The sequence below is a fragment of the Streptomyces sp. NPDC006476 genome (assembly GCF_040612015.1).
Taxonomy (GTDB): Bacteria; Actinomycetota; Actinomycetes; order Streptomycetales; family Streptomycetaceae; genus Streptomyces; species Streptomyces griseorubiginosus_B.
In genome coordinates this window covers 191,919-216,251 of record NZ_JBEXPK010000013.1, presented here as the reverse complement: position 1 = coordinate 216,251, position 24,333 = coordinate 191,919, and the positions used below count along the sequence as shown (strand labels likewise).

General features: G+C 69.2%; 24 protein-coding genes and 2 pseudogenes. 9 read left to right on the top strand and 17 right to left on the bottom strand.

Translation table 11 applies throughout. The features are described 5' to 3' along the window. Window positions 1-71: 71 nt before the first annotated feature. Genes ABZZ74_RS17375 through ABZZ74_RS17365 form a run of 3 tightly spaced genes read right to left on the bottom strand, consistent with a single transcriptional unit; the run spans window position 72 to window position 2,945 of the window. Window positions 72-1,160 carry an ABC transporter substrate-binding protein gene (locus tag ABZZ74_RS17375; protein ID WP_356765666.1) on the bottom strand — a complete coding sequence of 363 codons (1,089 nt, stop codon included), beginning with the start codon at window positions 1,158-1,160 and terminating at the stop codon, window positions 72-74. A 49-nt stretch (window positions 1,161-1,209) separates the two neighbouring features. Next, window positions 1,210-2,088 (bottom strand): ABC transporter permease, encoded by an 879-nt coding sequence (locus ABZZ74_RS17370; protein ID WP_356765663.1) that lies wholly within the window; start codon window positions 2,086-2,088, stop codon window positions 1,210-1,212. Further along, window positions 2,085-2,945, bottom strand: coding sequence for an ABC transporter ATP-binding protein (locus ABZZ74_RS17365; protein ID WP_356765661.1), 861 nt, complete (start codon window positions 2,943-2,945; stop codon window positions 2,085-2,087). The genes ABZZ74_RS17370 and ABZZ74_RS17365 overlap by 4 nt, the downstream gene beginning before the upstream one ends. 255 nt (window positions 2,946-3,200) lie before the next feature. Between ABZZ74_RS17365 and ABZZ74_RS17360 the strand changes: the two genes are divergently transcribed. Together ABZZ74_RS17360 and ABZZ74_RS17355 are read left to right on the top strand one after the other, a co-directional pair. Continuing rightward, complete coding sequence (locus ABZZ74_RS17360) at window positions 3,201-4,868, top strand: sensor histidine kinase (protein WP_356765659.1); 1,668 nt, start codon at window positions 3,201-3,203, stop codon at window positions 4,866-4,868. After that, the gene (locus ABZZ74_RS17355; RefSeq protein ID WP_356765657.1) at window positions 4,865-5,554 is read left to right on the top strand and encodes a response regulator; all 690 of its coding nucleotides are present in this window, start codon (window positions 4,865-4,867) and stop codon (window positions 5,552-5,554) included. The genes ABZZ74_RS17360 and ABZZ74_RS17355 overlap by 4 nt, the downstream gene beginning before the upstream one ends. Before the next feature lie 377 nt (window positions 5,555-5,931). On the opposite strand, the gene ABZZ74_RS17350 is transcribed toward ABZZ74_RS17355, so the two are convergent. Further along, entirely contained in the window at window positions 5,932-6,576 is a 645-nt protein-coding gene (locus ABZZ74_RS17350; protein WP_356765690.1) for a glyoxalase, read from the bottom strand. Window positions 6,577-6,839: 263 nt separating this feature from the next. Here ABZZ74_RS17350 and ABZZ74_RS17345 point away from each other — a divergent pair, with 263 nt between their 5' ends. Further along, the gene (locus tag ABZZ74_RS17345) at window positions 6,840-7,601 is read left to right on the top strand and encodes an MBL fold metallo-hydrolase (RefSeq protein ID WP_356765655.1); all 762 of its coding nucleotides are present in this window, start codon (window positions 6,840-6,842) and stop codon (window positions 7,599-7,601) included. An 89-nt stretch (window positions 7,602-7,690) separates the two neighbouring features. Here ABZZ74_RS17345 and pqqE read toward each other — a convergent pair whose 3' ends face one another. From pqqE to pqqA, 5 genes are all read right to left on the bottom strand, one after another. Continuing rightward, the gene (pqqE, locus tag ABZZ74_RS17340) at window positions 7,691-8,830 is read right to left on the bottom strand and encodes a pyrroloquinoline quinone biosynthesis protein PqqE (protein WP_356765653.1); all 1,140 of its coding nucleotides are present in this window, start codon (window positions 8,828-8,830) and stop codon (window positions 7,691-7,693) included. Continuing rightward, window positions 8,827-9,084 carry a pyrroloquinoline quinone biosynthesis peptide chaperone PqqD gene (pqqD, locus tag ABZZ74_RS17335; RefSeq protein ID WP_356765651.1) on the bottom strand — a complete coding sequence of 86 codons (258 nt, stop codon included), beginning with the start codon at window positions 9,082-9,084 and terminating at the stop codon, window positions 8,827-8,829. Before pqqD ends, pqqE begins: the two co-directional genes overlap by 4 nt. Continuing rightward, complete coding sequence (gene pqqC / locus ABZZ74_RS17330) at window positions 9,081-9,764, bottom strand: pyrroloquinoline-quinone synthase PqqC (protein WP_356765688.1); 684 nt, start codon at window positions 9,762-9,764, stop codon at window positions 9,081-9,083. The genes pqqD and pqqC overlap by 4 nt, the downstream gene beginning before the upstream one ends. Window positions 9,765-9,826: 62 nt before the next feature. Beyond that, window positions 9,827-10,795, bottom strand: a complete 969-nt coding sequence (locus ABZZ74_RS17325; RefSeq protein WP_356765649.1) for an MBL fold metallo-hydrolase — start codon at window positions 10,793-10,795, stop codon at window positions 9,827-9,829. A gap of 10 nt (window positions 10,796-10,805) precedes the next feature. Then, a complete protein-coding gene (gene pqqA / locus ABZZ74_RS17320; RefSeq protein WP_133042405.1) occupies window positions 10,806-10,943 on the bottom strand; it encodes a pyrroloquinoline quinone precursor peptide PqqA in 138 nt (45 codons plus the stop codon). 435 nt (window positions 10,944-11,378) lie between these two features. Between pqqA and ABZZ74_RS17315 the strand changes: the two genes are divergently transcribed. Next, the gene (locus ABZZ74_RS17315) at window positions 11,379-12,374 is read left to right on the top strand and encodes a winged helix-turn-helix domain-containing protein (protein WP_356765646.1); all 996 of its coding nucleotides are present in this window, start codon (window positions 11,379-11,381) and stop codon (window positions 12,372-12,374) included. Between the two features lie 460 nt (window positions 12,375-12,834). Next, on the top strand, window positions 12,835-13,026 hold the full coding sequence (locus ABZZ74_RS17310; RefSeq protein WP_356765644.1) for a hypothetical protein: 192 nt from the start codon (window positions 12,835-12,837) through the stop codon (window positions 13,024-13,026). 95 nt (window positions 13,027-13,121) lie between these two features. Here the strand turns inward: ABZZ74_RS17310 and ABZZ74_RS17305 are convergent. After that, a pseudogene (locus tag ABZZ74_RS17305) lies at window positions 13,122-13,217 on the bottom strand (IS5/IS1182 family transposase); the annotation flags it as partial. Between the two features lie 846 nt (window positions 13,218-14,063). On the opposite strand from ABZZ74_RS17305, the gene ABZZ74_RS17300 reads away from it, so the two are divergent. Further along, window positions 14,064-14,360: a hypothetical protein gene (locus ABZZ74_RS17300; RefSeq protein WP_356765642.1), complete on the top strand. Its 297-nt coding sequence runs from the start codon at window positions 14,064-14,066 to the stop codon at window positions 14,358-14,360. A gap of 401 nt (window positions 14,361-14,761) precedes the next feature. On the opposite strand, the gene ABZZ74_RS17295 is transcribed toward ABZZ74_RS17300, so the two are convergent. The 3 genes from ABZZ74_RS17295 to ABZZ74_RS17285 all read right to left on the bottom strand — a co-directional run bounded on the left by ABZZ74_RS17295 (window position 14,762) and on the right by ABZZ74_RS17285 (window position 17,811). Then, window positions 14,762-15,538 carry a polysaccharide deacetylase family protein gene (locus ABZZ74_RS17295; RefSeq protein ID WP_356765640.1) on the bottom strand — a complete coding sequence of 259 codons (777 nt, stop codon included), beginning with the start codon at window positions 15,536-15,538 and terminating at the stop codon, window positions 14,762-14,764. A gap of 432 nt (window positions 15,539-15,970) precedes the next feature. Continuing rightward, window positions 15,971-16,630 carry a response regulator transcription factor gene (locus ABZZ74_RS17290; RefSeq protein WP_356765638.1) on the bottom strand — a complete coding sequence of 220 codons (660 nt, stop codon included), beginning with the start codon at window positions 16,628-16,630 and terminating at the stop codon, window positions 15,971-15,973. Further along, window positions 16,627-17,811 carry a histidine kinase gene (locus ABZZ74_RS17285; protein ID WP_356765636.1) on the bottom strand — a complete coding sequence of 395 codons (1,185 nt, stop codon included), beginning with the start codon at window positions 17,809-17,811 and terminating at the stop codon, window positions 16,627-16,629. Before ABZZ74_RS17285 ends, ABZZ74_RS17290 begins: the two co-directional genes overlap by 4 nt. A gap of 210 nt (window positions 17,812-18,021) precedes the next feature. Between ABZZ74_RS17285 and ABZZ74_RS17280 the strand changes: the two genes are divergently transcribed. Then, window positions 18,022-18,621, top strand: coding sequence for a DUF308 domain-containing protein (locus ABZZ74_RS17280; RefSeq protein WP_356765634.1), 600 nt, complete (start codon window positions 18,022-18,024; stop codon window positions 18,619-18,621). Window positions 18,622-18,726: 105 nt separating this feature from the next. Continuing rightward, window positions 18,727-19,932, top strand: a complete 1,206-nt coding sequence (locus ABZZ74_RS17275; RefSeq protein ID WP_356765632.1) for a serpin family protein — start codon at window positions 18,727-18,729, stop codon at window positions 19,930-19,932. 476 nt (window positions 19,933-20,408) lie between these two features. On the opposite strand, the gene ABZZ74_RS17270 is transcribed toward ABZZ74_RS17275, so the two are convergent. From ABZZ74_RS17270 to ABZZ74_RS17260, 3 genes are all read right to left on the bottom strand, one after another. Further along, on the bottom strand, window positions 20,409-20,981 hold the full coding sequence (locus tag ABZZ74_RS17270; protein WP_356765630.1) for a transcriptional regulator: 573 nt from the start codon (window positions 20,979-20,981) through the stop codon (window positions 20,409-20,411). A gap of 95 nt (window positions 20,982-21,076) precedes the next feature. After that, a complete protein-coding gene (locus ABZZ74_RS17265; protein WP_356765628.1) occupies window positions 21,077-22,612 on the bottom strand; it encodes a helix-turn-helix transcriptional regulator in 1,536 nt (511 codons plus the stop codon). Next, complete coding sequence (locus ABZZ74_RS17260) at window positions 22,612-22,917, bottom strand: helix-turn-helix transcriptional regulator (RefSeq protein WP_356765686.1); 306 nt, start codon at window positions 22,915-22,917, stop codon at window positions 22,612-22,614. The genes ABZZ74_RS17265 and ABZZ74_RS17260 overlap by 1 nt, the downstream gene beginning before the upstream one ends. A gap of 163 nt (window positions 22,918-23,080) precedes the next feature. Here ABZZ74_RS17260 and ABZZ74_RS17255 point away from each other — a divergent pair. Continuing rightward, window positions 23,081-23,404: pseudogene (locus tag ABZZ74_RS17255) on the top strand (hypothetical protein); the annotation flags it as partial. A gap of 38 nt (window positions 23,405-23,442) precedes the next feature. On the opposite strand, the gene ABZZ74_RS17250 reads toward ABZZ74_RS17255, so the two are convergent. Next, the gene (locus ABZZ74_RS17250; RefSeq protein WP_356765626.1) at window positions 23,443-24,330 is read right to left on the bottom strand and encodes a pyridoxamine 5'-phosphate oxidase family protein; all 888 of its coding nucleotides are present in this window, start codon (window positions 24,328-24,330) and stop codon (window positions 23,443-23,445) included. Between the last annotated feature and the right edge of the window lie 3 nt (window positions 24,331-24,333).

The window sequence follows — 24,333 nt, the reverse complement described above, 5'->3', positions numbered from 1 at the left end:
GGTCTTGGAGATGGCGTAGGCGGTCTTGGGCCGCTTCTCCTTCGCGGGCGGCACCCTGACCTGTCGGTGTCTCAGCCGTTGGCACCGGCCGGGGTCGTGGTGGTGGTGAAGCCCTCCTTCTTGTTGGCGTTGAGGGCGAACTCGTTGGTGAAGGTCTTGCTCAGGTCCACCGACGAGGTCACGTTTCCGACCAGTTGCTCGGTGGCCAGGGCGGTCTTGGGGCCACCGGCCGGCATGATCCCGTCCGGCAGGAACTGGCCCTTGTCCTCGGTCAGCGCCGTGACGTAGTCGGCCTTGGTCACGAGCTGGTTCTGCACGAACGAGGCGGGCATTTTGTCTGCTATGTCGGCCGCGGTGTGAGTGTTGATCCAGTGCATCGTGGCCACCAGCGCGTCGACGACCCGCTGCGTCGCGTCCTTGTGGGAGTTCACCCAGTCGGTACGAGCGAGGATGCTCGCGCCCGGGAAGGCGCCGCCGAGGGCCGCCTTGGCACCGGCGGTGGTGGCCAGGTCGATCGCGGAGGTGCCGACGCCCTTCTTCTGGATCGCGGCGACCGTCGGCTGCGTCGTCATGACACAGTCCGCCTTGCCGTTCTGCAGCGCGGCGACGGCGGTGGAGCCCGCGCCGACCGCGAGCCGGTGGAACTGGCTGGCCTTGACGCCCTTCTTCGCCGCCATGAACTGGGTGAGGGTGTCGGTGCCGGAGCCGAGGTCGGTGACGCCGAGGGTCTTGCCCTTGAAGTCCGCGGCCGAGGTCACGCCGCTCTTCTTGGTGCACATCTCCCGCTCGCCGGGAGCGCCGGACAGCTGGACGACGTCCTCGACCGCCTTGCCCTTGGCCTGGAACTCGATGGTGTGGTTGTACCAGGCGCCGGCCATGTCCACCTGGCCCGAGGCCATGGCCTCCTCGGCGCCGACCCCGCCGTTCTGCTCGGTGCTCAGCTCGACCTTGACGCCGTACTTCTTGTAGAGGCCGAGGTTCTCGGCGAGCTGGTACGGGAGGTAGATCTGCTTGTCGATGCCGCCGACCATGAGCTTGACGGTCGGGGTGCCGCCGCCGGACCCCGCCGACACGGAACTGCCGGAGCCGCTGGAACACGCGGTGGCGGCGCCGAGGGCGAGGGCGGTGATGATCGATGCGCTGAGGGTTCTTTTGAGCATGGCGGGACCTGCGCCTTTCAGGAAAGGGTCATGAGGGGAGGAGCGGGAGTCAGAGGGTGTTGGCATCGGAGGGGGCCGGCGGGCGCCAGGCGAGCAGCCGGTGTTCGAGCTTGCCGATCAGCCACTCCGCGCCGAGGACGATCACCGCGATGACGAGCATCGTGGCGAACACGCCGTTGGGGTCGAAGTTGTTCTGTGCGGTCTTGATGACCAGGCCCAGGCCGCTCTGCGCACCCAGCACCTCGCCGACCAGGGCGCCGACGATGGCGAAGCCGAAGGCGCTGTGCAGGCTGGCGATGATCCAGGTCAGCGCGGAGGGCACGATGACGTGCCGGGTGATCTGCATCCGCGAGGCGCCGAGCACGCGTACGTTGGCGAGGACGTTGCGGTCGACCTCGCGCACGCCCTGGAAGGCGTTGAAGAAGACGATGAAGAACACCAGCACGGCGGCGAGCAGGATCTTCGGGGTGACACCGATGCCGAAGGCCACGATGAAGATCGAGCCGAGGACGATGCGCGGGATCGCATTGACCATCTTGATGTACGGGCCGAGCACGTCGGACAGGTAGCGGCTCTGCCCGAGCGCGACGCCGAAGACGATGCCGGCGAGGGAGCCCACGACGAAGCCGACCAGTGCCTCCTGGATGGTGGTCCAGATGTTGGCGTAGAAGGAGCCGAACTGGGTGCCGTGCTGGAAGAGGTCGATCAGCCGATGCCAGATGCCCGACGGCTGCCCGAAGAAGAACGGGTCGACGATGCCCCAGGTGGTGAACGCCTGCCAGCCGCCGATCACCAGGACCGCGAGACCGACCCGGCCCGCCCACACCCGGGCGACCCGGCGCCGCGCCGCGCGCCGCGCGCCGCTCGCGGCGGAGCCCTTGCCGCCGTCGGCGACGGAGGCCGCAGAAACGGTGGACGTCGTACTCATTCCTTGCCTCCTGCGGTGAGTGCGTACGCGCGCTCCACCTCTTCGCGAAGCGTGTCCCAGATCTGGTGCTGGAGCTCGATGAAGCGGGGCTGGAAGCGGATCTCCTGGACCGAGCCGCGCGGGCGGGGCAGGTCGATGTCGAAGACCGCCTTGACCGAACCGGGGCTGGAGGTCATCACGACCACCCGGTCGGCGAGCGCCACCGCCTCGTCCAGGTCGTGGGTGATGAAGATGACGGAGGGACGGATCTGTTCCCACAGGGTCAGCAGCTCGGTCGACATGATCGCCTTGGTCTGGACGTCCAGCGCGCCGAACGGCTCGTCCATGATCAGGATCTTGGGTTCGTTGATCAGCGCCGCGGCCATTGCCACGCGCTTGCGCATGCCGCCCGACAGCTGGTGCGGGTAGCGGTCCTCGAACCCGGCGAGGCCGACTCGGCGCAGCCAGTCGCGCGCCGAGGCCTGGGCCCGCTGTTTGGGCACCCCGCGGAAGACGGGGCCCATCAGGACGTTGCCGAGGACGCTCTTCCAGGGCAGCAGGGCGTCGCTCTGGAACATGAAGCTGACTCCATCGGTGATGCCGTCCACCTCACGGCCACCGACCTTGACGGAGCCCTCACTGGGGCGGTCGAGACCGGACACCATGCTCAGGGTCGTCGACTTGCCGCAGCCGGTGGGGCCCACCACGGCGCAGAACTGGCCCGGTTCCACGGTGAACGACACGCCGTGCAGCGCCGTGAACACCTCACCGGCCGGGGTCAGGAATCGCTTGGTGAGCCCGGAGATCTCGATGTGCGCGCTGTCGCGGCCGGTTTCGCCGGCGGCCGGGCTCGTGGCGACGTCGTTTCGCGAAGCCATGGGCGACTGCCTCCTTTCGTCCTTGAAGGTCGGGGAAGGCAGACGCTAGGGGCGCCCCGGTATTACGTCGCTGTTTCCGAGCTATCTCGCAATAGTTGCGTAAAGCAGGCTTGTGCTCGTTTTGCTCAGTGGATGGAGGGTGGGCAGCGTTTCGGCCATGGGGCACAATCGCGCCACCCGGGCACAGCGAACAGGCCCGGCGCGCATCACCAACAGGACCCCGGCACTTGTCGCCACCGGAACGAAGAGGCACCAGTGAGACCCATACGTTTCCGGACAGGTCGCGGAGGAAAGCGGAGGCTTTCCACGCGGATCCTCGCCAACCAGCTGCTCATCCTCGCCCTCACAGGCCTGATCGGCTTCGTCCTGTTCGCGTTCGCCCAGCGGGCCGAACTCGACCGCTCCTACGAGCAGCGGGCTCTGGCGATCGCCCGGACCACGGCCGCGGAACCGCAGATCAAGCAGGCCATGGAGTACGGAGGCGGCGGCGATGTGGTGCAGACGGTCGCCGAACGCATCCGGCGGGCGTCCGGGGCGTCGTACGTGGTCGTGATCGATCTGCACGGCATCCGGCACTCGCATCCCCTCCCGGCCCTCATCGGCGAGCCCGTGGCCGAACCGGTCGTCGCCAAGGACGGCCGCGCGCACGTCGGCACCGACCAGGGCGCGACCGGGCGGTCCGCCAACGCCAAGACCCCGCTGTACGGGCCTTCCGGCGCGCTGGCCGGCGAGGTGTCGGTGGGCATGCCAGAACACGACGTACTCGGGGAACTGTGGCGCGAGCTGCCCACCTTCGGGCTGTACGCCACCATCGCCACGGCGATCGGCGCGGCGGCGGCCTTGCTGCTCGCGCGGCGGCTGAAGCGGACCACGTTCGGGCTGGAACTCGAGGAGATCGCCTGTCTGCTGCAGGACCGCGAGGCGATGCTGCACGGCATCCGGGAGGGCGTGGTGGCCTTCGCGCCCGACGGAAGGATCACGGTCGTCAACGACGAGGCCCGGCGGCTGCTCGGCTTCGGCACCGGGCTCGGCCACCGGCTGGAGGAGGTGCTGCCCGACGGCCGGCTGCGCCGCGCGCTGGACGGCACGCTGACCGGCAACGACGTCAGTGTCCTGACCGACGACCACTGCCTCGTCGTCAACCGCATGCCGGTCACCCTGCACGGCCGGGAGCTGGGCGCCGTGGTCACCGTACGCGACCGCACCGAACTGATCGGCCTGCTGCGCGAACTGGACTCGGTGCGCGGGCTCACCGACGCCCTGCGGGCCCAGCAGCACGAGTTCACGAACCGGATGCACACGCTGGCCGGCCTGCTGGACATCGGCGAACACGAGTCGGCGTACGAGTACGCCATCGAGACGGCCCGCTCCGGACAGGCGCTGACCGAGGCGGTACGCCGGCACATCGGAAACCCGCTGTTGGTCGGGCTGATCGTGGCCAAGACCACGGTTGCCGCCGAACGCGGGGTACGTGTCGTCCTCACCGACGACTCGGCGCTCGGCGACGACCCGCCGCACCTGCACCGGCTGCTGACCATCGTGGGCAACCTGCTCGACAACGCCATCGACGCGACGGCCGAGGCGCCGCCCGGCGACGGCGGTCGCAGGATCCGGCTGACGCTGGTCGAGAGCGACGAGCTGATCTTCGTGCGGGTGGCGGACAGCGGTCCCGGCATCGCCCCCGGCACCGCTCAGTCGATCTTCGAGGACGGCTGGTCCACCCGCCCCGAGCGGGGCACCGCGCGCCGCGGCCTGGGTCTGGCCCTGGTGCACCGACTGGTGCAGCGGCACGGCGGCACCATCACGGTCGGCGAAGGCCCGGGCGCGGTGTTCACGGTCGTACTGCCCCGGCCGGACGCCGCGTCGACAACCGAAACCCCCCAGTTGACGACGGCCCTGCCGACGGGAGGTGACCGGCGATGATCCGGACCCTGGTGGTGGACGACGACTTCCGGGTCGGGCAGATCCACAGCGACTACGTGCTCCGGGTGCAGGGCTTCGAAGTGGTCGGCGTGGCGGCCAGCGTGGCGGAGGCTGTGGCCGCGGTCCACGCCCTCCGCCCGGACCTGCTGCTGCTCGACATCTTCCTGCCCGACGGCAGCGGACTCGACGTCCTGCGCAGGCTCAGCCAGGACCAGGCCGACAGCCGCCCCGACGCGCTCATGATCACCGCGGACCATGACATCTCCTCGGTCCGCGCCGCGATGAAACTCGGTGCCGTCGGCTACCTGGTCAAACCCTTCGGCGCCGCAGACCTCGCCGAACGCCTCGACGCCTACCACCAGTTGCACGCCCGCGTGGACGCCCTCAGCCGTACGGCCGCGGCGGACCAGGCCGATGTGGACGCCCTGTTCAGCGCCGCCCGGCCGCCAGCCGTTCCCCGCATCCCGGCCAAGGGCCACTCCGCGCCCACGCTTGGGGCGATCCACCAGGCCCTGCGCACCGCCCGCACGGACCTGTCCGCAGCCGAGGCCGCGGAGGCGACCGGCGTCTCCCGCGCCACGGCCCAGCGCTATCTCTCCTACCTGGTCAAGGAGGGCACGGTACGCCTGGAACTCCGCTACGGCACCAACGGCCGCCCCGAACACCGCTACCGCATCGCGCGCTGAACCGCGCCGCGGACACCCCGTGGACAGGGCAGCCGACTCGTCGTGCTGCTTGCGCCTGAAACCAGCCATGCCACCGACCGCACCCTCTCCATCCACCCCATCCGCACCCGGCGTCATAGGGGCTTCTCGCCGGTGCCGCGCTCGCGCGTCGGCTCGGCCGCGTAGGGCGTCGGCGGGATGGTTGCGGTAGTGGTCGTGGTCGGCGGCGTTGTTCGTCCACGCGGTGAGGTGGTCCAGGCTGATCGCCAGGCGGAACCGATGCAGAGGGCGCGGGCGGCAGTGTCGGCGACGCCGAGCGGAGCAGGGGTGATGCCGGGTTCGGCATCCGCGTGGATCTTTTCCGAGTGCGGTCGGAAGTCAGGACTGCGCAGGGCCGGCTACGCGGCGGCCTCCCAGGTGAAACCGTCCGGGTCGGTGAAGGTGCCGGCGGTGCTGCCGAGGACGATGTGATGAGAGCCCGTGCCGTCGGCCTCAACGCCGAGATCCTTGGCCAGGGCACGGCGCTTGTACAGGGCCAGCTTGACGGGGCTGGACTGACCGGGAGCGAACTCGGTGTACTTGCCGCCGAAGCTCTTGGCCACGGTGAGACCCTGGCCGACGTAGAACTCCCTGGCGGCCTTCACGTCCTCGACGCCGAGCAGGAGCACGACCTCGTCGATCTCTCGGGTGGCGGGCCCGGTGTGCTTCTTCGCCGAGGTCGCGATCTTCCAGATCGTCCCGTCCGGAGCCTGGACGACGCCGCCGTAACCCCACAGCGACTTCGCGGCGGGCTTCAGCACCGTGGCGCCGGCGTCCACGGCGTCAGCCACGAAGCCGTCGACAGTGGCTGGCCCGGACACCGTCAGCGCCATGGTGAAGCCACGGAATCCGCTGGAGTGGGCCTCCGAGGCCCGCAGGCCAATGTAGGCGTCCACGCCGAAGGCCGTGTAGAAGCGGCGGGCGGCCTCAAGGTCGGCCACCTCAAGGGTGACGGACGCGAGGGACGTGTGAGCAGCGGTGGAAGTGTTGTTTGCCATGACCATCACGCTAGAGCCGACAGGCGAGCCGGGGCTTCTCCGATCCTGACCGGTCTCGCCGCTTGCCTCGCCGCGCGCGCCGACATTCCCACTTCTGTGACCGACCGGGGACCGGGACGGGCGTCGGCTCGGACGAAAGCCCGCTGCAGACCCGCCACGAGGGCGGCATGCCTTTCACTTCACCGATGACTTCACGTCCCGCCGCCGGCAGCGATGAGTTTGGCTGCGGAGCGCAGTCTCAGCACCGTAGGCAACCGATGGGAGTGGACATGGACCAGCTGAATCAGGTGGCCGACGGCGTCTGGGTCCGGCAGAGCGGGTGGGTCTGGAGCAACTCCATCGTTGTGCGTGGGGAGGATGGGTTGATCCTGATCGATCCCGGCATCGACGGCTCCGAGTTGGACCAGCTCGCCGATGCCGTGGACCAGCTCGGCATCCCGGTGGTCGCCGGGTTCTCCACCCATCCCCACTGGGACCACCTGCTCTGGCATCCCCGGTTCGGCGACGTGCCGCGCTACGCAACCCCCGCCGCCGCCCATGTAGCCGGCGAAGCCCGAGAGCGGGCGCAGGCGATGGCGGCGCAAAGCGCGTCGGGCGTCCCCCTCGAGCCGATCGCGCTCGTCAGCCCGTTGCCCGCGGACGGCGGACCCGTGCCGGGCGAGATCGTCGAGCATCGGGCGCACGCTGTCGGCCACGCCGCGATCCTCCTCCGTGACCGTGGCGTCCTGCTCGCCGGCGACATGCTCTCCGACGTGCTGATCCCACTCTTCGACGTTCGCCAGGACGATCAGCTGAACACCTACGAGACCGCTCTCGACCGGCTGGACGAGGCCGCCAAGCATGTCGATGTCGTTGTACCCGGTCACGGCGCCGTGGCCGAGGGCCCCCAGGCGGCCGCCCGCCTCGCCGCCGATCACGCCTACATCGACGCGCTCCGGCGAGGAGAGGAACCCGTCGACGCGCGCCTGGGGCCGCATGCGGACTGGCTGTCCGGCCCCCACCAGTCGAACCTGGAGCAGGCGCGAGGGTGACAGAGCCGCTGATCATGAAGTCAGGGCTCACACGAGGCAGTGGGCCGCCACTTGTCGGGGCCCGGCTGCGTCGACGGCCGGCGCCCCTGTCATACGGTCCGGGAGCTGCGGGGTGTCCGGGGGCCGGGGCCTCGATAGACGTAGGGCGTGGTGCCGGAACGCGGTGTCTCCGCGACGGCGCGTAGGAGGGCATGGTCAGGAGAGAGCGCGCACGCAGGGTCGGTGCGCGCGGCTTCGCCGGTGAGTGCGTGGCCCTGACAGCGGCAGCCGCCGAAATCGGTCTCACGGCGGGGGCAGCCGCGGCACGGTTCGCTCATCCACTCGGTGCCGCGGTAGCGGTTGAAGGCAGGCGAGCTGTTCCAGATCCACTCCAGCGGGCGGTCGCGGACGTTCGGCACGTCCAGATCCGGAAGGCCTCCCGCAGCCGGGCACGGCAGGACCCCGCCGTCCGGAGCGACGGTGAGCGACACCGCCCCCCAGCCGCCCATGCACGGCTTCGGTACGCCGTCGAAGTAGTCCGGCACGACCCACACCAGCTCGGTGGTGCCCGCCAGTTGCTCCCGACGCCGCTCGACAGCGTCCCGGGCGCGGGAGAGCTGGTCGCGGGTGGGCAGGAGCGCGGTGCGGTTGCGCAGGGCCCACCCGTAGAACTGGGTGTTCGCCAGCTCGATGCGGTCCGCGCCCCAGGCCACGCCCAGGTCCACGACAGCGTCGACGGCGTCGAGGTTGTCGCGATGCAGGACGACATTGAGACCCAGCGGCAGTCCGGCCTCGCGTACGAGCGCGGCGGCGCGTTCCTTGGCGGCGAAGGACCGGTTTCCAGCGATCCGGTCGGAGGACGCCGGGTCCGCGTGCTGCACCGAGAGCTGCACGCTGCGCAGTCCGGCTGACACCAGCGCTGACAGCCTCGGCGCGCTCAGTCCAACCCCGCTGGTGACCAGTTGGGTGTAGATCCCGGCCGCATCGGCCGCGGCGACGATCGCCGCGAGGTCGGGACGGAGCAGCGGTTCGCCGCCGGAGAGATGGGTGTGCACGACGCCGAGGTCCGCGGCCTGCCGGAGCACGTCGCCCCACTCCTCGGCGGAGAGCTCGCGCGAACGGCGCACCAGCTCCAGCGGATTGGAGCAGTAGGGACAGTGCAGCGGGCAGCCGTGAGTGAGCTCCGCCAGCAGGGCCCAGGGAGGAGACGGGGACGGTGATGCAGATGGCGTGGACGGAGGAGTGGTCATCGCAGCCAGCCCTCCTGCCGTACGCGGTCCAGGAACCGGGGCACCTCCACCGTCACGGGTGCTCCGGGAAAGCGTGCTGCCAGCACGTCGACGATCTCGTCCACCGACCGGTGTCCGTCGCACAGCCGCAGGACATCCGCCGCCCTTCCCTCCAGTACGACCACCCGTTCGGGCAGGACCAGCAGGTAAGTCCGGCGGACCCGGTCGTGCCGGAGCACGACCGATCGCTCGAGGGTGGGCCGCCAGCCGGTCACGGCCGGGCCTTTGTGCCCGCGTATTCGACCGAGTCCAGCAGTGACCAGAGCACATCGCACTTGAAGGAGAGGGCCGCCACCGCCCGTTCCTCGTCTGCCTGTCCCTTCGCCCAGTCGAGAACGAGACCGAGGGCCTCCGTGCTGTCCTGTCGGCCTTGGGTTTCGCGGGCACGGAAGTAGGCGAGTCCGTCGGCGTCGATCCACCGGTAGTGGCGTTCGAAGGCGCCGATGCGGGTGCGCATGATGCCCGGGGCGGACAGCTCGGTGAGGGATGCGGCGACGGCCTCCAGCGGGGACCGGAGGCGGCAGAAGTTGACGTAGCCCTCCACGGCGAGTCGTACGCCGGGGAGCACACCCCGTCCCGACAGGAGTTCGGACCGGTCGATGCCCGCTGCCTCGCCCAGCCGCAGCCATCGTTCGATGCCGCCTTCCCCCTCGGTCAGGCCGTCGTGTTCCTTGATCCGTCGCATCCACATCCGGCGCAGCCGTGGGCTGTCCAGTTTGGCGAGTATCAGGGCGTCCTTGACGGGGATGTGCCGCTGGTAGTGAAAGCGGTTGAGGATCCAGCAGCGCAGCTCGTCGGGGGTCAACTCACCCTGGTGCATACGCACGTTGAAGGGGTGGCGGTCGTGGTAGCGCTCTCGTGCCACGGCTCTGAGCCGGTGCTCCAGCGCGGTGATTGCGCCGTCTGCCGTGGCGGACGTACCGGCTCCGCCTGCCGTCGTCGTACTCGCGCCGGTGCTCACAGCTCGATCACCATTCCGTCGTTGGCCACCTCGATGCCCTGGGCGGCGAGCTGACCGTGCAGCGGCGAGCCGGGGTCGACGAGGGGATTGGTGTTGTTCAGATGGGTGTAGAAGCAGCGTCCGCCCAGCGGGGCGAGGCGCTCCGCGGTGCCGCCCGGGCCGTCGATCGGGAGGTGGCCCATACCGGTCGCGGTCCGCTTGGAGATGCCGGTGCGCCGGGGTTCGTCGTCGTCCCAGAACGTACCGTCGACGATCACGCAGTCGGCCGCGGCGACAGCGGTCTGCAGAGCCTCCGGCCATGCGGCCAGCGCCGGTGCGTAGACCAGGGACGCACCGCTGGAGAGGTCGGTGAGCCGCAGGGCGACCACCCATTGGTCCTGATCCCCGCCCAGGGGGTTCGTCGCGGGGTACGGCGCGGTGCGCATCCCGTTGTTCGCCCCGGAGCCCGCCCCCGCATCTGCCGCGTACCGGGGGCGTTTGGCGGATACGGGGATCGTGCTGATCGTGACGGGGGAGCCCGCGCACAGCGGTTCGGGCCGGTCGGGGGTCAGTGTCCGCCAGGTGAGCGGGGTGTACGGGCCGAGTACGGTGCCCAGGGACAGCCGGGTGAGCAGGGCTTCGCGTACGGCGCCGGTGGCGAGCACCTCCAGGCCGCCGTCGCCGGCTTCGCGCAAGCGGGCGATGCCGAGGGTGTGATCGAGTTCGGCGTCCGTCAGCACCAGCCCGGCAAGAGGGGTACGCCGCGACCCGGGGCCGGGGTGGAGGGACGGACAGTCCTCGATCTGGTCGCCTATGTCGGGTGTGGCGTTGACGAGATACCAGCGGTCCTCGGACGCACGCACGGCGAGCGAGGCGTGGCGGCGGCGCCAGTGGGGGTGGGCGCGTGCCCCGGAGCAACCGGGACACGCGCAGTTCCACTGGGGCACGCCGCCGCCCGCCGCGGTGCCGAGCACTTGCAGCAGCACGGCGGCGCTGCTAGCGGCTGCTCAGGGAGTAGGCGGTGACTTCCAAGGCGGTCTCCACGACTGCGTAGTCGGGGGTCTGCCAGGTCCCTGATTCCTCATCTTCGGGCTGTGAGTGCTGCTCCACCGCATGCTGCACGGATTCGGCCATAACGATGTCTGCCTTTCGTCGGGGACCGCTGGCGCTCTGTGTTGAGAATCCTCAGCCGAGCCATCCGGGTCAATATCGCGACAGGAAATTGCTCCGATCTTTTCTGGCCGGATCACACACCACCCCGGGGCCGCCACATGCACTGCAGTGCCACATTCCGGCTTATCTCGGTCCTTTTATTGAGGTTTTATTGCGTAGGTATGGACCTTTGAGCTTCATTCGTTCTCGACGGATCAAGTCACACCTCCTACCTTCCAAGATGCCGTCGGCCCGCATGCGCACCGGGCGGTGCCCACAGGAGGTGGTGGTCTACGCGCGCCGTTCGTCGTCGCCTTGCTCTTGGAGCGGGCAGTGGCCTGATTGATCATTGCGTGGCTCCCCGTCCGGAACCGAGACTGCTGTGGGCCGACAGTGACGCGCAGAACGGGGCGCTCGGTGAAACGCATCCACTTCACGGCGGAGGACCTGGCGCGCACCCGCGTGGCCACGACGATCGGCGTGGCGGCGGAGACGATCGACACTGTGAAGCTGTTGAAGGACCGCGACGCCAGTCTCGCCTTCCGCCGCTGGCACCTGTCGGTACGTGGGCGGCTGGGCCAACAGGCCGGCCCACTCGCCGCGTTGATGCCCGCACGAGGACCGCTGATCGACGCGACGAGCCTGATGGGAGACACCGCATCCATCGACGAGGCGGTGGAGAACCTGATGGCGGCTCCCCGCACCCTGCTGCGCATCGAACTGGGGAACCTCAACCTCCATCCCACCCACCGCTCCTGGGCCCGGAACCTGATGGACGGCGACCGGGAAGCCCGCCTCCAGGTCGCCACGGCACTCCGCGCCTGCCACAACGTCACCGTCGCCCCCTACTGGAGCAGGGTGCGCTCCCACCTGAGCGACGTCCGAGCCGAGTACGTGGGCACGATGGCCGACGGCGGCGTCGAGCAGCTCCTCACCACACTCTGCCCACCGTTGGTCCGCTGGCGGCCGCCCGTACTCGAAGTGGTCCACACACACGATGCGGACATCCACCTGAACGGGCGAGGCCTCGTCATTGCGCCGACGATGTTCTCGACCCGGCAGGTGGAATTCCTGTACCCGCCGCTGGACCCGGATCGGGCACCCGTTCTGGCCATCCCCACCCGCAGCGGGGCCTCACTCGACACCGCGCTGTGGGAGGGCGTCGAGTCCACCGACCCCTCACTCGACGACCTGCTGGGACGTACCAGGGCCGCCGTACTGAGGGCGACCGTCGGCGGATGCGGCACCACGGAGCTGGCCCGCCGCCTGCACATCTCGCCGGCCACCGCGAGCCACCACGCGACGGCGCTGCGCAACGCCCGCCTGATCACCACCCGACGCGAGGGCAAGGCGGTCCTCCACACGGTCACGTCACTGGGCATCGCTCTGCTGGGGCAAGGTCCCCTCGTCTGACGCAACGACCGGGCCGATAGCGGGAGGGAACTCCTCAGCCGGCACGTTTCGACGGTCTTCGAAACCATGGCCAGGATCGTCGGCGGAACGTACATTGCGGCACCAGGAGCTCGCAGGGACGGGACCCGCTTGTGCGGCACACCCCAGACTGACTCGGAGGGCGCATGGAGCACTTGGCCGGCCATGGAGGCGGATCCATGAGGGGAGGAATCCGCCGATCCCTGGTGATGTGGCATCAGCAACAGCAACTGCCGTCGTGACGGCGGTCGGTCCCACTCAGGCAAAAGCCGAGACGACCCCGCTACACAGCGACGGCGCACAACTCGGTTGTCCTGTACCTGTATTCACCAGGTGACTGAGCGGTAATCAGCTCCTGCACGCGCAGTGAGACCGGCAGCCACTGTGGCGGCCCGCGCCGGCCGCCGAACCCCAATGGTCCGTCATCGTTCGAGGAGTCCACATGCGTCTACGCAAGCGCGTGATAGCCGCCGTGCTCATGACCACCGCGGTCTTCACCGCCCTCGCCCCCCAGGCCATGGCCGCGCCCATGCCCTGGGAGACCAGCAAGACCCCCACCCACCACATCCCGTCCACACGGGCCACCGACAGCGGCACGGTCACCGTTCTGTGCGTGGGCGGCTGTTACCAGTAGAGGACCCTCCAGGGACATGGATTCGGGGGCTTTCCCTCCCCGGACCCGCCCCTGCCAACAACACGCTGGCGGTCGCTCAGAACGCCGTCCTTCTTGGTGCCGTCCACGGTCCATGCGTCGTCACTGCGGAACCGCTTGCGCCGCTGGGACGCGAGCGACGGTCCAAAGTGATCGATGATGCGATCGGCCGCCAGTGCGGACGCGTCGGTTAGCTCGCCTCGGGGTGCCTCAGCAAGGCGGAACGCATCACGATAGGTAGCGCCCCGCAGAGGCTCGCTTCTGGCTCACTTCGAGTTGCCGGGCGCTCGCGCGCGAGACGAGGTACTGACCGAACGACGATCCGCCCGCACCGAGTGCAACCCCTGCGAGAGATCTCCCAACATCGGTCCGGCTCTTGAGGAGTCGGGGATGCCCGTCCACCGCCCTGATGCAGAGAATCACGAGATGCATGAAGGGAAGCTGTCCGCCGGGAGCAGTGGGACGCCGCGGTGCCGCTCCGCGCGTTTGGCATTCGGGTGGGTGCCGACGCGGTGCTCGCTGGCGGGGGCACGGCCTGGCCACTCGCGCGGTCCTGCTGCGACCCGGTACGCCGCGAGTCAGGGCGGCGCAGAGGAGTAATCCAGGTAGATCCGCAAAGTCCCGCACTTCCGGGACAACCCTTGGGCAACCGCGCAACCGTGCAACCACGCTCAATTCGAGCTGTCACACGTCTTGCCGCGGCGCGCACAGTCGCATCGCACCTCATGCCCTCGAGCAGCGGCTTGACCTGAGTCGCGGCGTGCAGTGTTCGCCGGACAGGGCTTTGAGTGAGTGTCAGGTCCATCATGCCTGGTCGGAGAAGTTTTCGGTAGGACGAAGCGCACGCCCCTACAGCCTTGTTGCGAATAGTGCCCTGCCCGCAGACTCGTCGTCATCCACTTTCCGGCCAACGTGCCGGCATCCGTCATCGGCTGCCGGCGCGTTCGCCGTGCTGTCTCGCCGTGCGACATGCACCGGCCGGGGAGGGGCGGAGACGAAGGGGATCGATGGATCAGGACATGGTTGTGCTGGCGAAGGTCAGGCTGCTCAGTGCCAACCGGCGGGTGGTGCGAGGCGTCGAGGGGCTGTGGATCTACCGTCTGCTGACGCAGGTCGAGCCGGAGGTGTACGGATCGAAGCTGGCGTACGTCCTGGTGGAGGAGAGCGGCTCGCCCCTGGTGCGGGAATTGCCCGAGCGTAGGCTGGCCCTGCTCGACGAGGCCGTTGATGTGGCGAAGGCCCTCAGCCCGGCGAACCCGTACCGCGAGATGGTGTTGCAGCGGGCACTGGCCGCGAGAGCTCGCCTGATGCCGTAGCCGAGTGTGGGGTCCCGGACGGGGCCGGGGCCCCACACCCCCGGCCTCGGGTGAGCTGGATACGTACGTCCGGGTCACAGCTGCCCGCCGGGGACCTGACCTACGCCCACCCGTGTCCAGCGGCGGGGCACCGAGGCGATGCCCCCGCCATGCACCGCATGTGCCAGGCTGTCACCCCTCCCCCGTGGAGGGACGGCAGCCTGCTAGCTACGGCCGCATCCGCCACAGTGATACCAAGCGACTCCAGTCCCAACTCTCGTCGCGCCCGGCTGGCCGAGAGCGTCCCCGGACGGCATACCGCCCGAGGCACCGGAGTTCGCCGCACCGGGGGCCACTTCCCCCGTGGTGGCGAGACGATCCATGAGGCGGACGTATCGCCTGTTGGTTAGCCAGGCAGTCAGTCACCTGTAGATCTTGCCCGGCTCGGCCTTGGCCGGAGCGAGGAGCTGGGAGACGGTCACGAAGGTGTAGCCCTGCTTGCTCAGCGCCTGCAGGATGGACGGCATGGCCGGCACGGTGCCCTTGTGCAGCGGGTGGAGCAGGATGATCCCGTCGCGGCTGGCGCCGTCGAGCACACGTTTGATGATCAGCGCGCTGTCGTCCGTCTCGTAGTCCTTCGCGGTCACCGTCCACAGCACCTGCGCCATCCCCAGCTCTTTCGCGACCTTGGAGACGCGATCGTCGGTGCGGCCCTGGGGCGGGCGCATCAGCGTCGGTTCGCTGCCGGTGAGTCCGGAGATGGCCCGTGCCGTGCGGCGCAGTTCGTCACGGATCTGCGCGTCAGAGACATCGGTCAGCACTGCGTGCGTCCAGGTGTGGTCCCCGATCTCGTGGCCGTCCTTGGCGATCCGCCGCACCACATCCGGGAACTTGTGGATGCGCCGGCCCTCAAGGAAGAACGTCGACGGCGCCTTGTACTGCTTCAGGAGGTCCATGAGCCGGTCAGTGGGTTCGCCCGGGTTGCCGTCGAAGGTGAGCGCGATGCACTTGGCCTTGCGGCAGTCCACTTGCCCCGACGGTACGCCTGTTCCCGATGCGACCCGGTCACGTTCTTCGCGCGGGGAAAGGGTTTCCATCTTGTTCGCCTGGATGACCATGGCGACGGTCACCGTCACGGCCGCCACCACGGCCAGCGTCAGGGATATGAGCAGGCGAGGCCGCTTTCTGAGGATCTTCACATGAAGGAGAAGATTTCAGCGTCCCAAGGGTTGCTCGGCAGCCTCGATAGTGAGGTAGAACACATGTGCGCACCGCGCTCAACTCCGAGGTATTCGGCCGTCGACGGTGGCGCTGCGTGCCTTGCGCCGCTGGGCCCTGCTGCTGCCGCCCCGTCCAGGCGTGCCACTTCGGCTTCCGCTTCCGCGAATTCCTCGGCCAGGTGCTCGACCGGTGCATCAGCCCGACCGCCACTGAATCACCCAGGCCAGCACCGCAGTCCCCCGCCACCCAACGTACGTATCACCTGCTCACCACCCGGGCCAGCACCTGCTGTGACGGGCCCCGAAGCCTGCGGAGTCCTCCCGGCCAGACATCGTTGAACGCGTCAGTGCAGACCATCACCGGCGGCATAGCCACGGGGTTCATCCGCTTCGGGGTTCTGCTCAGCAGGTTCAGGGGTAGAGGCCGGCCCGGAAGGTGAAGGAGACCAGTTGGGCTCGGTCGCGGGCGCCGACTTTCGTCATGGCTCGGACCGCATGCGTCTTCACCGTGAACGGTGACACGGACATCTGGGCCGCGATCTCGTCGTTGCCGAGACCGCTTGCGATCAGAACGACCACGTCCCGCTCTCTGGGGGTCAGCGCGCTGAAGCGTCGCAGCAGTTCCTTGTCGATCAACGGGGGCGGACTGTCGGTCATGTGACCGATGAGCGCGGCCGTCGCGGCGGCCGACAGCGCACCGCCACCGCCCACGACCTCGGCGATTCCGGCGACGAGTTCAGCAGGGCTCACGGTCTTGCTCAGGAAGCCGTTGGCGCCCGCGCGCAGGGCGGCGAAGACGATGTCGTCCTGGTCGAAAGTGGTCAGCACGATCACCCGCGTCTTCTCGGGTGGATGCTCTGCGCGGATCCGGCGGGTGGCTTCGACACCGTCGATGCCCGGCATCCGGATGTCCATCAACACCAGGTCGACCGGGTGGTCGCGGAGGAAGGGGACGACCTGGAGTCCGTCGGAGAGGTCCCCGGCGACGACGAGACTCGGGTCGAGCCGAAGCATCGTCCGGATCCCGGCCCTGATCTCATCCTGGTCGTCGACGATCAGAATCCGTGTCATCCGACGAATTCTCCCAGAGGGCTGAACTCCGCATGGACCCGGAATCGCCCGTCGTGACTGTCGATCGTCAGCCGCCCTCTGGAGGACTCGACGCGTTCGCGCATCCCCACGAGGCCGAGTCCGCTGCTCGTGCCGGAGCCATGGGGTGAGTGACCGACGCGGTTCTCCACGGTGACGCGGATCCTGCCGTCGTGCTCGCGCACATCCACCGTTGCCGTCCCCTCTCCATGCCGGTAGGCGTTCGTGAGCGCTTCCTGAACGACCCGGTACACCGTCACTCCGACGCTCGGCTCCACGAAGCCGACCGGGATGTCGATGGAGGGCCGGACGTCGAGGCCGATGCTTTCGAAAGAGGCGATGAGTCCTTCGAGGCCGCTCAGCGCCGGCGTCGGCCGGAGCGCCTCGTCGCCGGAGACGTCGTCCCCGAGGCGGAGGAGTGAGAGGATGCGCTGCGTCTCGACGACCACAGTACGGGCGCTGGACCTGGCCGAGACGAGGGCCTGCCGGGAGGAGTCGGCGCCCTCGGGCAGCCCGATCTCCGCCGCACCTAGGTGCACGCTCAGCATCGCGACCTGGTGGCCGATGACGTCGTGAAGGTCCCGGGCGATACGGAGACGTTCCTCGGTCACTCGTCGGGTGGCTTCGATCTCGCGGGTGGCGATGGCGGTCTCGGCCCGTTCCTCCAGGATCCACCAGTGCTCCCGATGGATACGGAGCGCGGCCCCCGTCGCACCTCCCGCCATGGCCGAGAAGAGGGCGGCGGCTCCCACGACCGCACCGCCACGGAATCCTCCGACCGTCATGAACGCGCCCAGGAAGAACGCCGCCACGATGCCGGTCCCGGCCAACGGTTGCTTTCCCCTGAGGGTGACCGAGAACAGCACGAGCACCGCCATCATCCACACCGACAGCGGGTCGTCACCCATCGCTGTGACGGCGAAGGACGCCGCACTCGTCACGACCAGGCCGGCCCACGGCTTCCACCACGAGAGGGCGACGCCGCCGCCGGCGAGGATCACGGACAGCACCGTCGGCCAGTCCGACCCCCTCACTGTCGCCGCCACGATCTGCCCGGTGAACACCAGCCCCGCCACCGCATAGGCGACCCGGTGCAGCACCTCGGGGCAGCGGACCCACACTGGTGCGGCCGGCCCGTCCTGACTGTTGTGTGCCTTGGCCATGAGCCGATTCTCGTTGACGCGTGCGGCGGCTGTGTACTTCGAACGATGTACACGGACGAGCTGCTTCGGTCGACCGGGAGGGCTGGTCTCGTTCCGTCGAAGGTGGATGGCAGAAGTACTTCGTTCGAAGTACGCGGCCCCTGCCGAGGCCGCTGAGACTCCTCATCGAGGCGACCGTCTCACACCGTCACGATCACAACGGGACATCCGATGACTCAGACCACCGTCACTTCGACCGCATCGGCCACTGCCAGGTCGACGTCCTCCGGACTCCGATCACTCCACCTGATCCGGGTCGCCTTCTCTCTGATCTGGGTGGCACTCGTCTTCACGACCTCCGCCTCGCTGGTGTCGACGGACGAGCCCACAGTGATCGCGGCCGTACTGCTCGTCGTCTACCCCCTGTGGGACGCCATCGCCACGCTCATCGAGCGCCGCCTGACCGGCAGCGGCTCCACGAACAGCGTCAGCACCATCAACATGGGTCTCGGCCTCGCCGCCACCGCCGGGATGATCATCGCCGTCTTCTCCACCATCAGGACGGCCCTTCTCGTCTTCGGCGTCTGGGCCCTCCTCTCCGGAGCCATCCAGCTCGTCGTGGCGATCCGACGCCGGCGCACCGTCGGCGCCCAGTGGCCCATGGCCATCAGCGGCGGACAGTCCGTCCTCGCCGGCGCCACCATCGCCGCTACGTCCGCTTCGGCGACGAGCAACCTGTCCACCGTGGCCGGATACTCGGCGTTCGGCGCGTTCTGGTTCCTCGTCTCCGTCATCGCCCTGAGCATCCGCAGCCGACGCGAAAGGCGTTGACCGCTGCCGTCGCATGCACCGCAGGTAATGTGTTCCTGAGGCATGCGGCGCCACTGAACTGACGTACGGCTGGGCGCACATGAGCGTGCTGACCAGGGGGGTGGAATGGGAGTCGCCTCGACGACGGTGCGCGCGGTGAACGGGTTGACCGCGCGGTGGGCGGGCGCCTCGGAGAAGGGCACGGCGTTCTCGGCCGCGGGGGTGTGGCCGCTGCTGGCCCACCTCGCCGACGGGGCCGAGGGCGCGGCGCGGGCCGAGCTGACCGAGGCTCTCGGGCTCCCTATCGGGCAAGCGAAGGCCGCGGCCCGCGAGTTGCTTGCCGCGATGGGCACCATGGGAGGACTGGACACGGCTCTGGGGCTGTGGACGAAGCGCACGCTACAGCTGAGGCAGGAGTGGGAAGCATGCCTGCCGGCCGACGCCCACGGCGTACTCACCGGGGATCCCGTGGCCGACCGCCAGGCGCTGGACGCCTGGACGGTGAAGCGGACCGGCGGGCTGATCGAGCGCATGCCGGTCACGCTGACCGAAGACACGGAGATGGTGCTGGCGAGCGCGCTGACCCTGCGCACGAAGTGGCTGAGCCCCTTCGACGAGACGGAACTGGAGACGGCGTACGAGCCCTGGGCCACCGAGCCGCGGCTGGGACTGCGGCGCTGCAGTGCCGTGCTGGACCGCGTCGGGGTGGCGGACACACCCGGCGGATACGTCACCGAACTGAAGGTGCTGGGCAACAATGCCCTGGACGTACATCTGCTGCTCGGCGAAGAGGGCATGAAGCCGGGGCAGGTGCTGGGAGCCGGGGTGGACATCCTCGCCGGCCGGCGCTCGGTCGTGCCGGGGCCGCGGCTGCCCTACGGCAATGTGGGACCCGGCCTGTGGGTGGAAAAGGTGCGCTGTACGCGGCCCGAGCCGCCGTCGCTGGACGTGACAACCGTGGCGTACGACATGAAAGCGAGCCACGATCTGCTGAAGCTGCACCGGTTGTTCGGGCTCACGACGGCACGGGACTCCACGCGCGGGCATTTCCCAGGCATCAGCGCCTTTCCGCTGGCCATCGGGTCGGCCGAGCAGAACACCATGGCACGTTTCGGCGCGTTGGGCTTCGAGGCCGCCTCGGTGACGGCGTTCGGTGCAGTCGCCGCCGGCGGTCCGCCCGACCTCCGCTACGTCACTACCAGCATTAGCGCCGCCTTCGACCGGCCCTTCGGCTTTCTCGCCCTGCATCGTCACACACGGCTCGTGCTGACGGCGGGCTGGATCACGGATCCGTTGCCGTACCCCCGCTACGACGAGGAGGACTGGCGGTGAGGGCGTGCCTTTCCAATCCGACTGGGCCTTGCACCGAGCCCGCAGGCGACGCGGAGCGTCCTCCCGGCACGAGATCGTCAACAAGACTTCGGCTTCACCCTGGGATGAATCTGCGGGAGTTGGACAGGTGATCGTTCAGGACAGCGCCCCAGTGACGCTGTTCTGAACGCTCGCTGTCGCTGCCGCCAGGCTTTCGTCGGGCGCTTCAGTGGGCAGTGGACCGTCCCGGTCGGGTGTTCCACCCCCGGCGTCCACTGTGGCCGGGCGATGGACACTCCGTCGTATCCAGGTTGTCCCGCAGGGCCGGCACTCTCGCCCGCGCCCGGCGGACCTGATGCCCCTGCCTGGAACGGCACACCGCCGAACAGAATCGGGTCCCTGGGCTGGCGTCAGGTCCGAGCTTCTCGCCACAGGCCGGGCAGTACCGGACGGGTGCCCGGCCGTCACGATGGGCCACATGACCAGGTCAGGCCCGCTCAGGCGGCGAAGCCGATGTTCGTGACGTACTCGTACTGGCCCCACTGCGAGCCGAGGTCGACGACCTGATCGATCCAGGCGTTGTCCAGCTCCGGGTCGTCACCGGCCGCCCAGGCGGCCACGATGCGGTCCCACCGGCGCACGTTGAGGGTGCGGAACTCCACGACGCGCTGGCGGGGGCGGTCGACGCCGGACTGGTTGAGGGGGTGGATCTCGACGCGGGTGCCACGGCCCTCGCGGTTGAGGCGGGCGGTGAGATAGCGGGCGATGTTCTGGCGGCGCACGGTGCGGTAGGCCTGCTCGATCCGCTCAAGGTTGCGCCTCGAGGGCGCGCGCCGGCCATCGAGCCAGGCGCGCAGGGTGCGGTCGGTGACCGTCAGGCCGGCCACGCGGGCGGCAGTGCGGGCGTGGTCGGTGCGAGTGAGGTAGTGCAGTCGCGCGAGCAGGCCTCGGCGGACGGTGACGGGGGTGGTGATGTAGCCGGCGAGGGCGTCCAACTGGCGGGCGACGGCTTCGTGGCCCTTGATGCCGCGCGCGCCGTACTTGCCGAACTCGATGTTCCGCTCAGGCATCAGCTCTTCCGGTCTTCCGGTCACACGTTGTGTGGATCACTGTAGGGGGTCTACGGGCCGTACGAGCGGTCGATGCCGCGCGGGTCCGGCGCGCGTCAGTTGTCGTCGGCGGGGTCGGGACCGACGCCGACGGTGTAGACGTCCTTGATCTTCACCTCGGTGACTCCGCGGCCCTCGGGGAAGACCGCGCGCCAGTCGCCGATGACGTGCAGTTCGTCGGTGCCCATCGCACGCACCACCATCAGACCCTCGTCATAGGCGCGGTGGGCCTTCCACCACAGGTTGGCGAAGGCCTGGGAGCGGATGAGGTGCATCCAGTCGGTGCGGTACAGCTCCCGGTTGTAGTTCGACTCCCCTAGCGTCGAGACGAACTTCGAGTACATCGCCTTGACGTACTCCAGCGTCACCTCGTCGCCGTCGGCGATCGCCCGCTCCCGGGCCTCCTTGAGGGCGACGCGGAACTTCTCCAGCAGCCCCTCGGTCGCGCCGGAGGTCCACGACTCGTGGATCTCCGGCGGCTCGCACAGCCCGTACTTCGGGCCGGCCAGACGCAGCAGCAGGCGCAGGGTCGGTTCGGTCACCCATAGCGGGCCGGGCTCGTCCCGGGAGCCGATCGGGTTCGGCAGGAACGCGTCGTGTTCCCAGGCGGGCGGGGTGATCAGATGGACACCGGCGCGACGGCGGTCGTGGTGGTTGCCGGTCGAGTGCTCCAACTGACCGATCGGCAGATGCGTCTTGAGCGCGCTCAGGTAGGCACCGTTGACGTCCAGCGCCGTCACTTCATGCTCGCCGGGCGGCAGTTCGGGCCTGGTCCATCTGGGGCGGGCCTCCCAGACCTGGTCCGCGCCGCGCGCGGTCTGCTTGCGCAGGATGTCGGGCAGCCACGGGTGCGCGATCACGTCGTAGCGCCCGCCTTTGCGGCTGTGGTCCAGCAGCGCCATCGCATCCGGGATCGCCCGTTTGATCAGCGCGGCAGTGGCCGCGTCCGCGTCACCGGCATGCTCTTCGAGCGCGGCGGCGACCGCGGAGGCGATCAAGTCGGGTGTGTCGGCCGCCTGTACGCGGCGGCCGGCAGGGACGATCGGTACCCCGGCTGCCGGTCGTGCGCCCGAGGGGGGTCGGGTACTGGAGGGGGTCGGGCTCGGCGCGGCGGGGGCGGCGGGGATTGCGGGGGTGGCTGGGGTGGTGCTGGTTACGGCTGCGGCGCATTCGGCGGGGTCGAGGTGCTGCGGGTATCCGGCCACCTCGTGGCGGGCCGGCTGCCCGCACAGCACGCACGGCCGCGCGACTACGAGTACATCGACGTCGTCGTCGTGCCCGACGCCCGGTCCGGCAACCGCAGACACGTCGCTCTCGGGCTCTTCGACTGGGGGGTCCTCCGCACCGGCGGCCGCCAGCTTGGTCCGCGCTCCCTCCAGGAAGTACGCGTACTTCTCCCGTACGTCCCCGCTCGGCTCACGCCCCGCCTCCCAGCCCCCGACCGTGGAGGGGTTCACGCCCAGGGTACGGGCGAGTTCCGCACGCGAGAGGTTCAGTTCTTCCCGCAGAGCGCGCCGCTCCTCGGCGGGCGGCAGCGCGACGTCCTTCCCTGCTTTGGCGAGCAGCGCGTCGATCGCCTCGAAGTCGGCCATCACACTCCCCCGTCCGTCACCGCCGCGGGGCGGGCCGCATCGGACTGGCGGCCGACGGTACGACGCCGCCCGGCCGGCAGCGCCTCCACAGCCCGGGTCGGACCCGCCAGGAGATCGAGGACATCGATGCCGTAATGCACGGCGACCACCTCACAGTCGGCCAGACTCCACGCCGCGACGCCCGACTGACGGCGGCTCACCTGCGCCTGGCTCACACCCAACGCGACCGCGAGCTCGGTCTGCGACTCCCCCGCCGCGTGCAGAAGCGCCGCCACGGCCGACCGCACCCGCTCCTCCAGCGTCATACTCACAACGCGGAATCTATCATCCAGGACGCATCACTGATGCGTAAGACGCATCAACATCAGGGGCGTTCATACGGCATGCCGGTCAGGGTGCGCCTCGATGACCCGGATGGGGTCGGAGGGGGTTGGCGGGCATCCGGTCTCTCGCTCCGGCCGGCTGTCGGCCGAGTGTCACGACGAACTCCTCGACGACCGTGACCGCTTCACCGAGCATGCCCAGCACGGCTCGTCGGTCGTTCAGGTGGTGCGGGGCTCGGCCAGCCGCCGCCTATTTTGGCCCCGGTCCGTACTTCGTCGACCTGTTATGCAGCACCGCTCGCCGCGGGGTGCGCGTGGTGACCCTTCGGTCATGGACGAGCGGTTCACCGCCGCGCTCGACACCGACTACGACGCGGATGTCGAGCGCAGCGTCGACATGGTCCTCACGCAGTGGAAGCGTCGGCCGGTGCGGCATCGAGTCGAGGAGGCGGCGGTCGTTCCGATCCGCGGTTCTTGTGACCGCAACCGGCGCATTGCACGTGAACGCTATGTCGTCAGCGTCGGATTGGCGGGAGAGGGATCGGGATCTGACCAGCGCAGGGGTAGCGCGCCGGGCGTTTCGATCGTCTCCGACACGGTGAAGCGCACCCGGCGCTCGCCGTCCGCCGCGAACTCCGTGTGTCCCTCGCCGGTCAGTTGGAGTGTGGTGCCCGTCGTCCAGTCCAGGAACAGCAGGCCCGCGCGGGGGTCGGAGGCTAGGTTGCCGAGGGTGAGGAACATGGCATTGCCCGGATAGTCCTGCCAGCTCAGCCGACGCGTTGAGTCCAGCCGTACGAAGCCCGGATTGCCGCCCCGGTGGCTGATCTCTACCTGGCCGCCATGAACGCTGGCGACGAAGAAGGTGTCCGCGGATGCGATGAACGCCCGCTGTGCCGGGGTGAGTTCACCGCTGTGACTCGGGGTTCCGACGGTGCGCTCGGACAGCAGCTCAAAGCGTTCCCTGCGCTGGATGTACTTGGGGCAGTTGGCGAACACGCGCTCCGCCTCCACCTCGAAGCCGTTCTCCGTGGGTCGCAGCCTGCCGTTGAGGCGCATCCGGCGGCGGGTGCGGGGGTCCAGAGTGATGGTGGCGACCTGGGTGCCGCCGGTGGTGAGGGCCGGGAGGAGAGGGTCGTTCGGGTGGAGCCGACCGGTGACGGACATCCGGTGGGCGCTGGTGGCTCGGACGAATCCGGGCTGCCCGGCCAGCGCAGTGGCCCAGACCCGGCCGGTGTTCGGAGCCGCCGCGCCGAGCATCAGCAGCGGCTGGAGTTCGAGGAAGGCTGCCGCCACCGGTTTGATCCGGTCACCGATCGCCCGACCGACGTGGTCGGCCATGTCGCGGACTCCGGCCTGGTCCTGCAGTGCGCGCGATCCTTCGTGGTAGACGGCCATGGT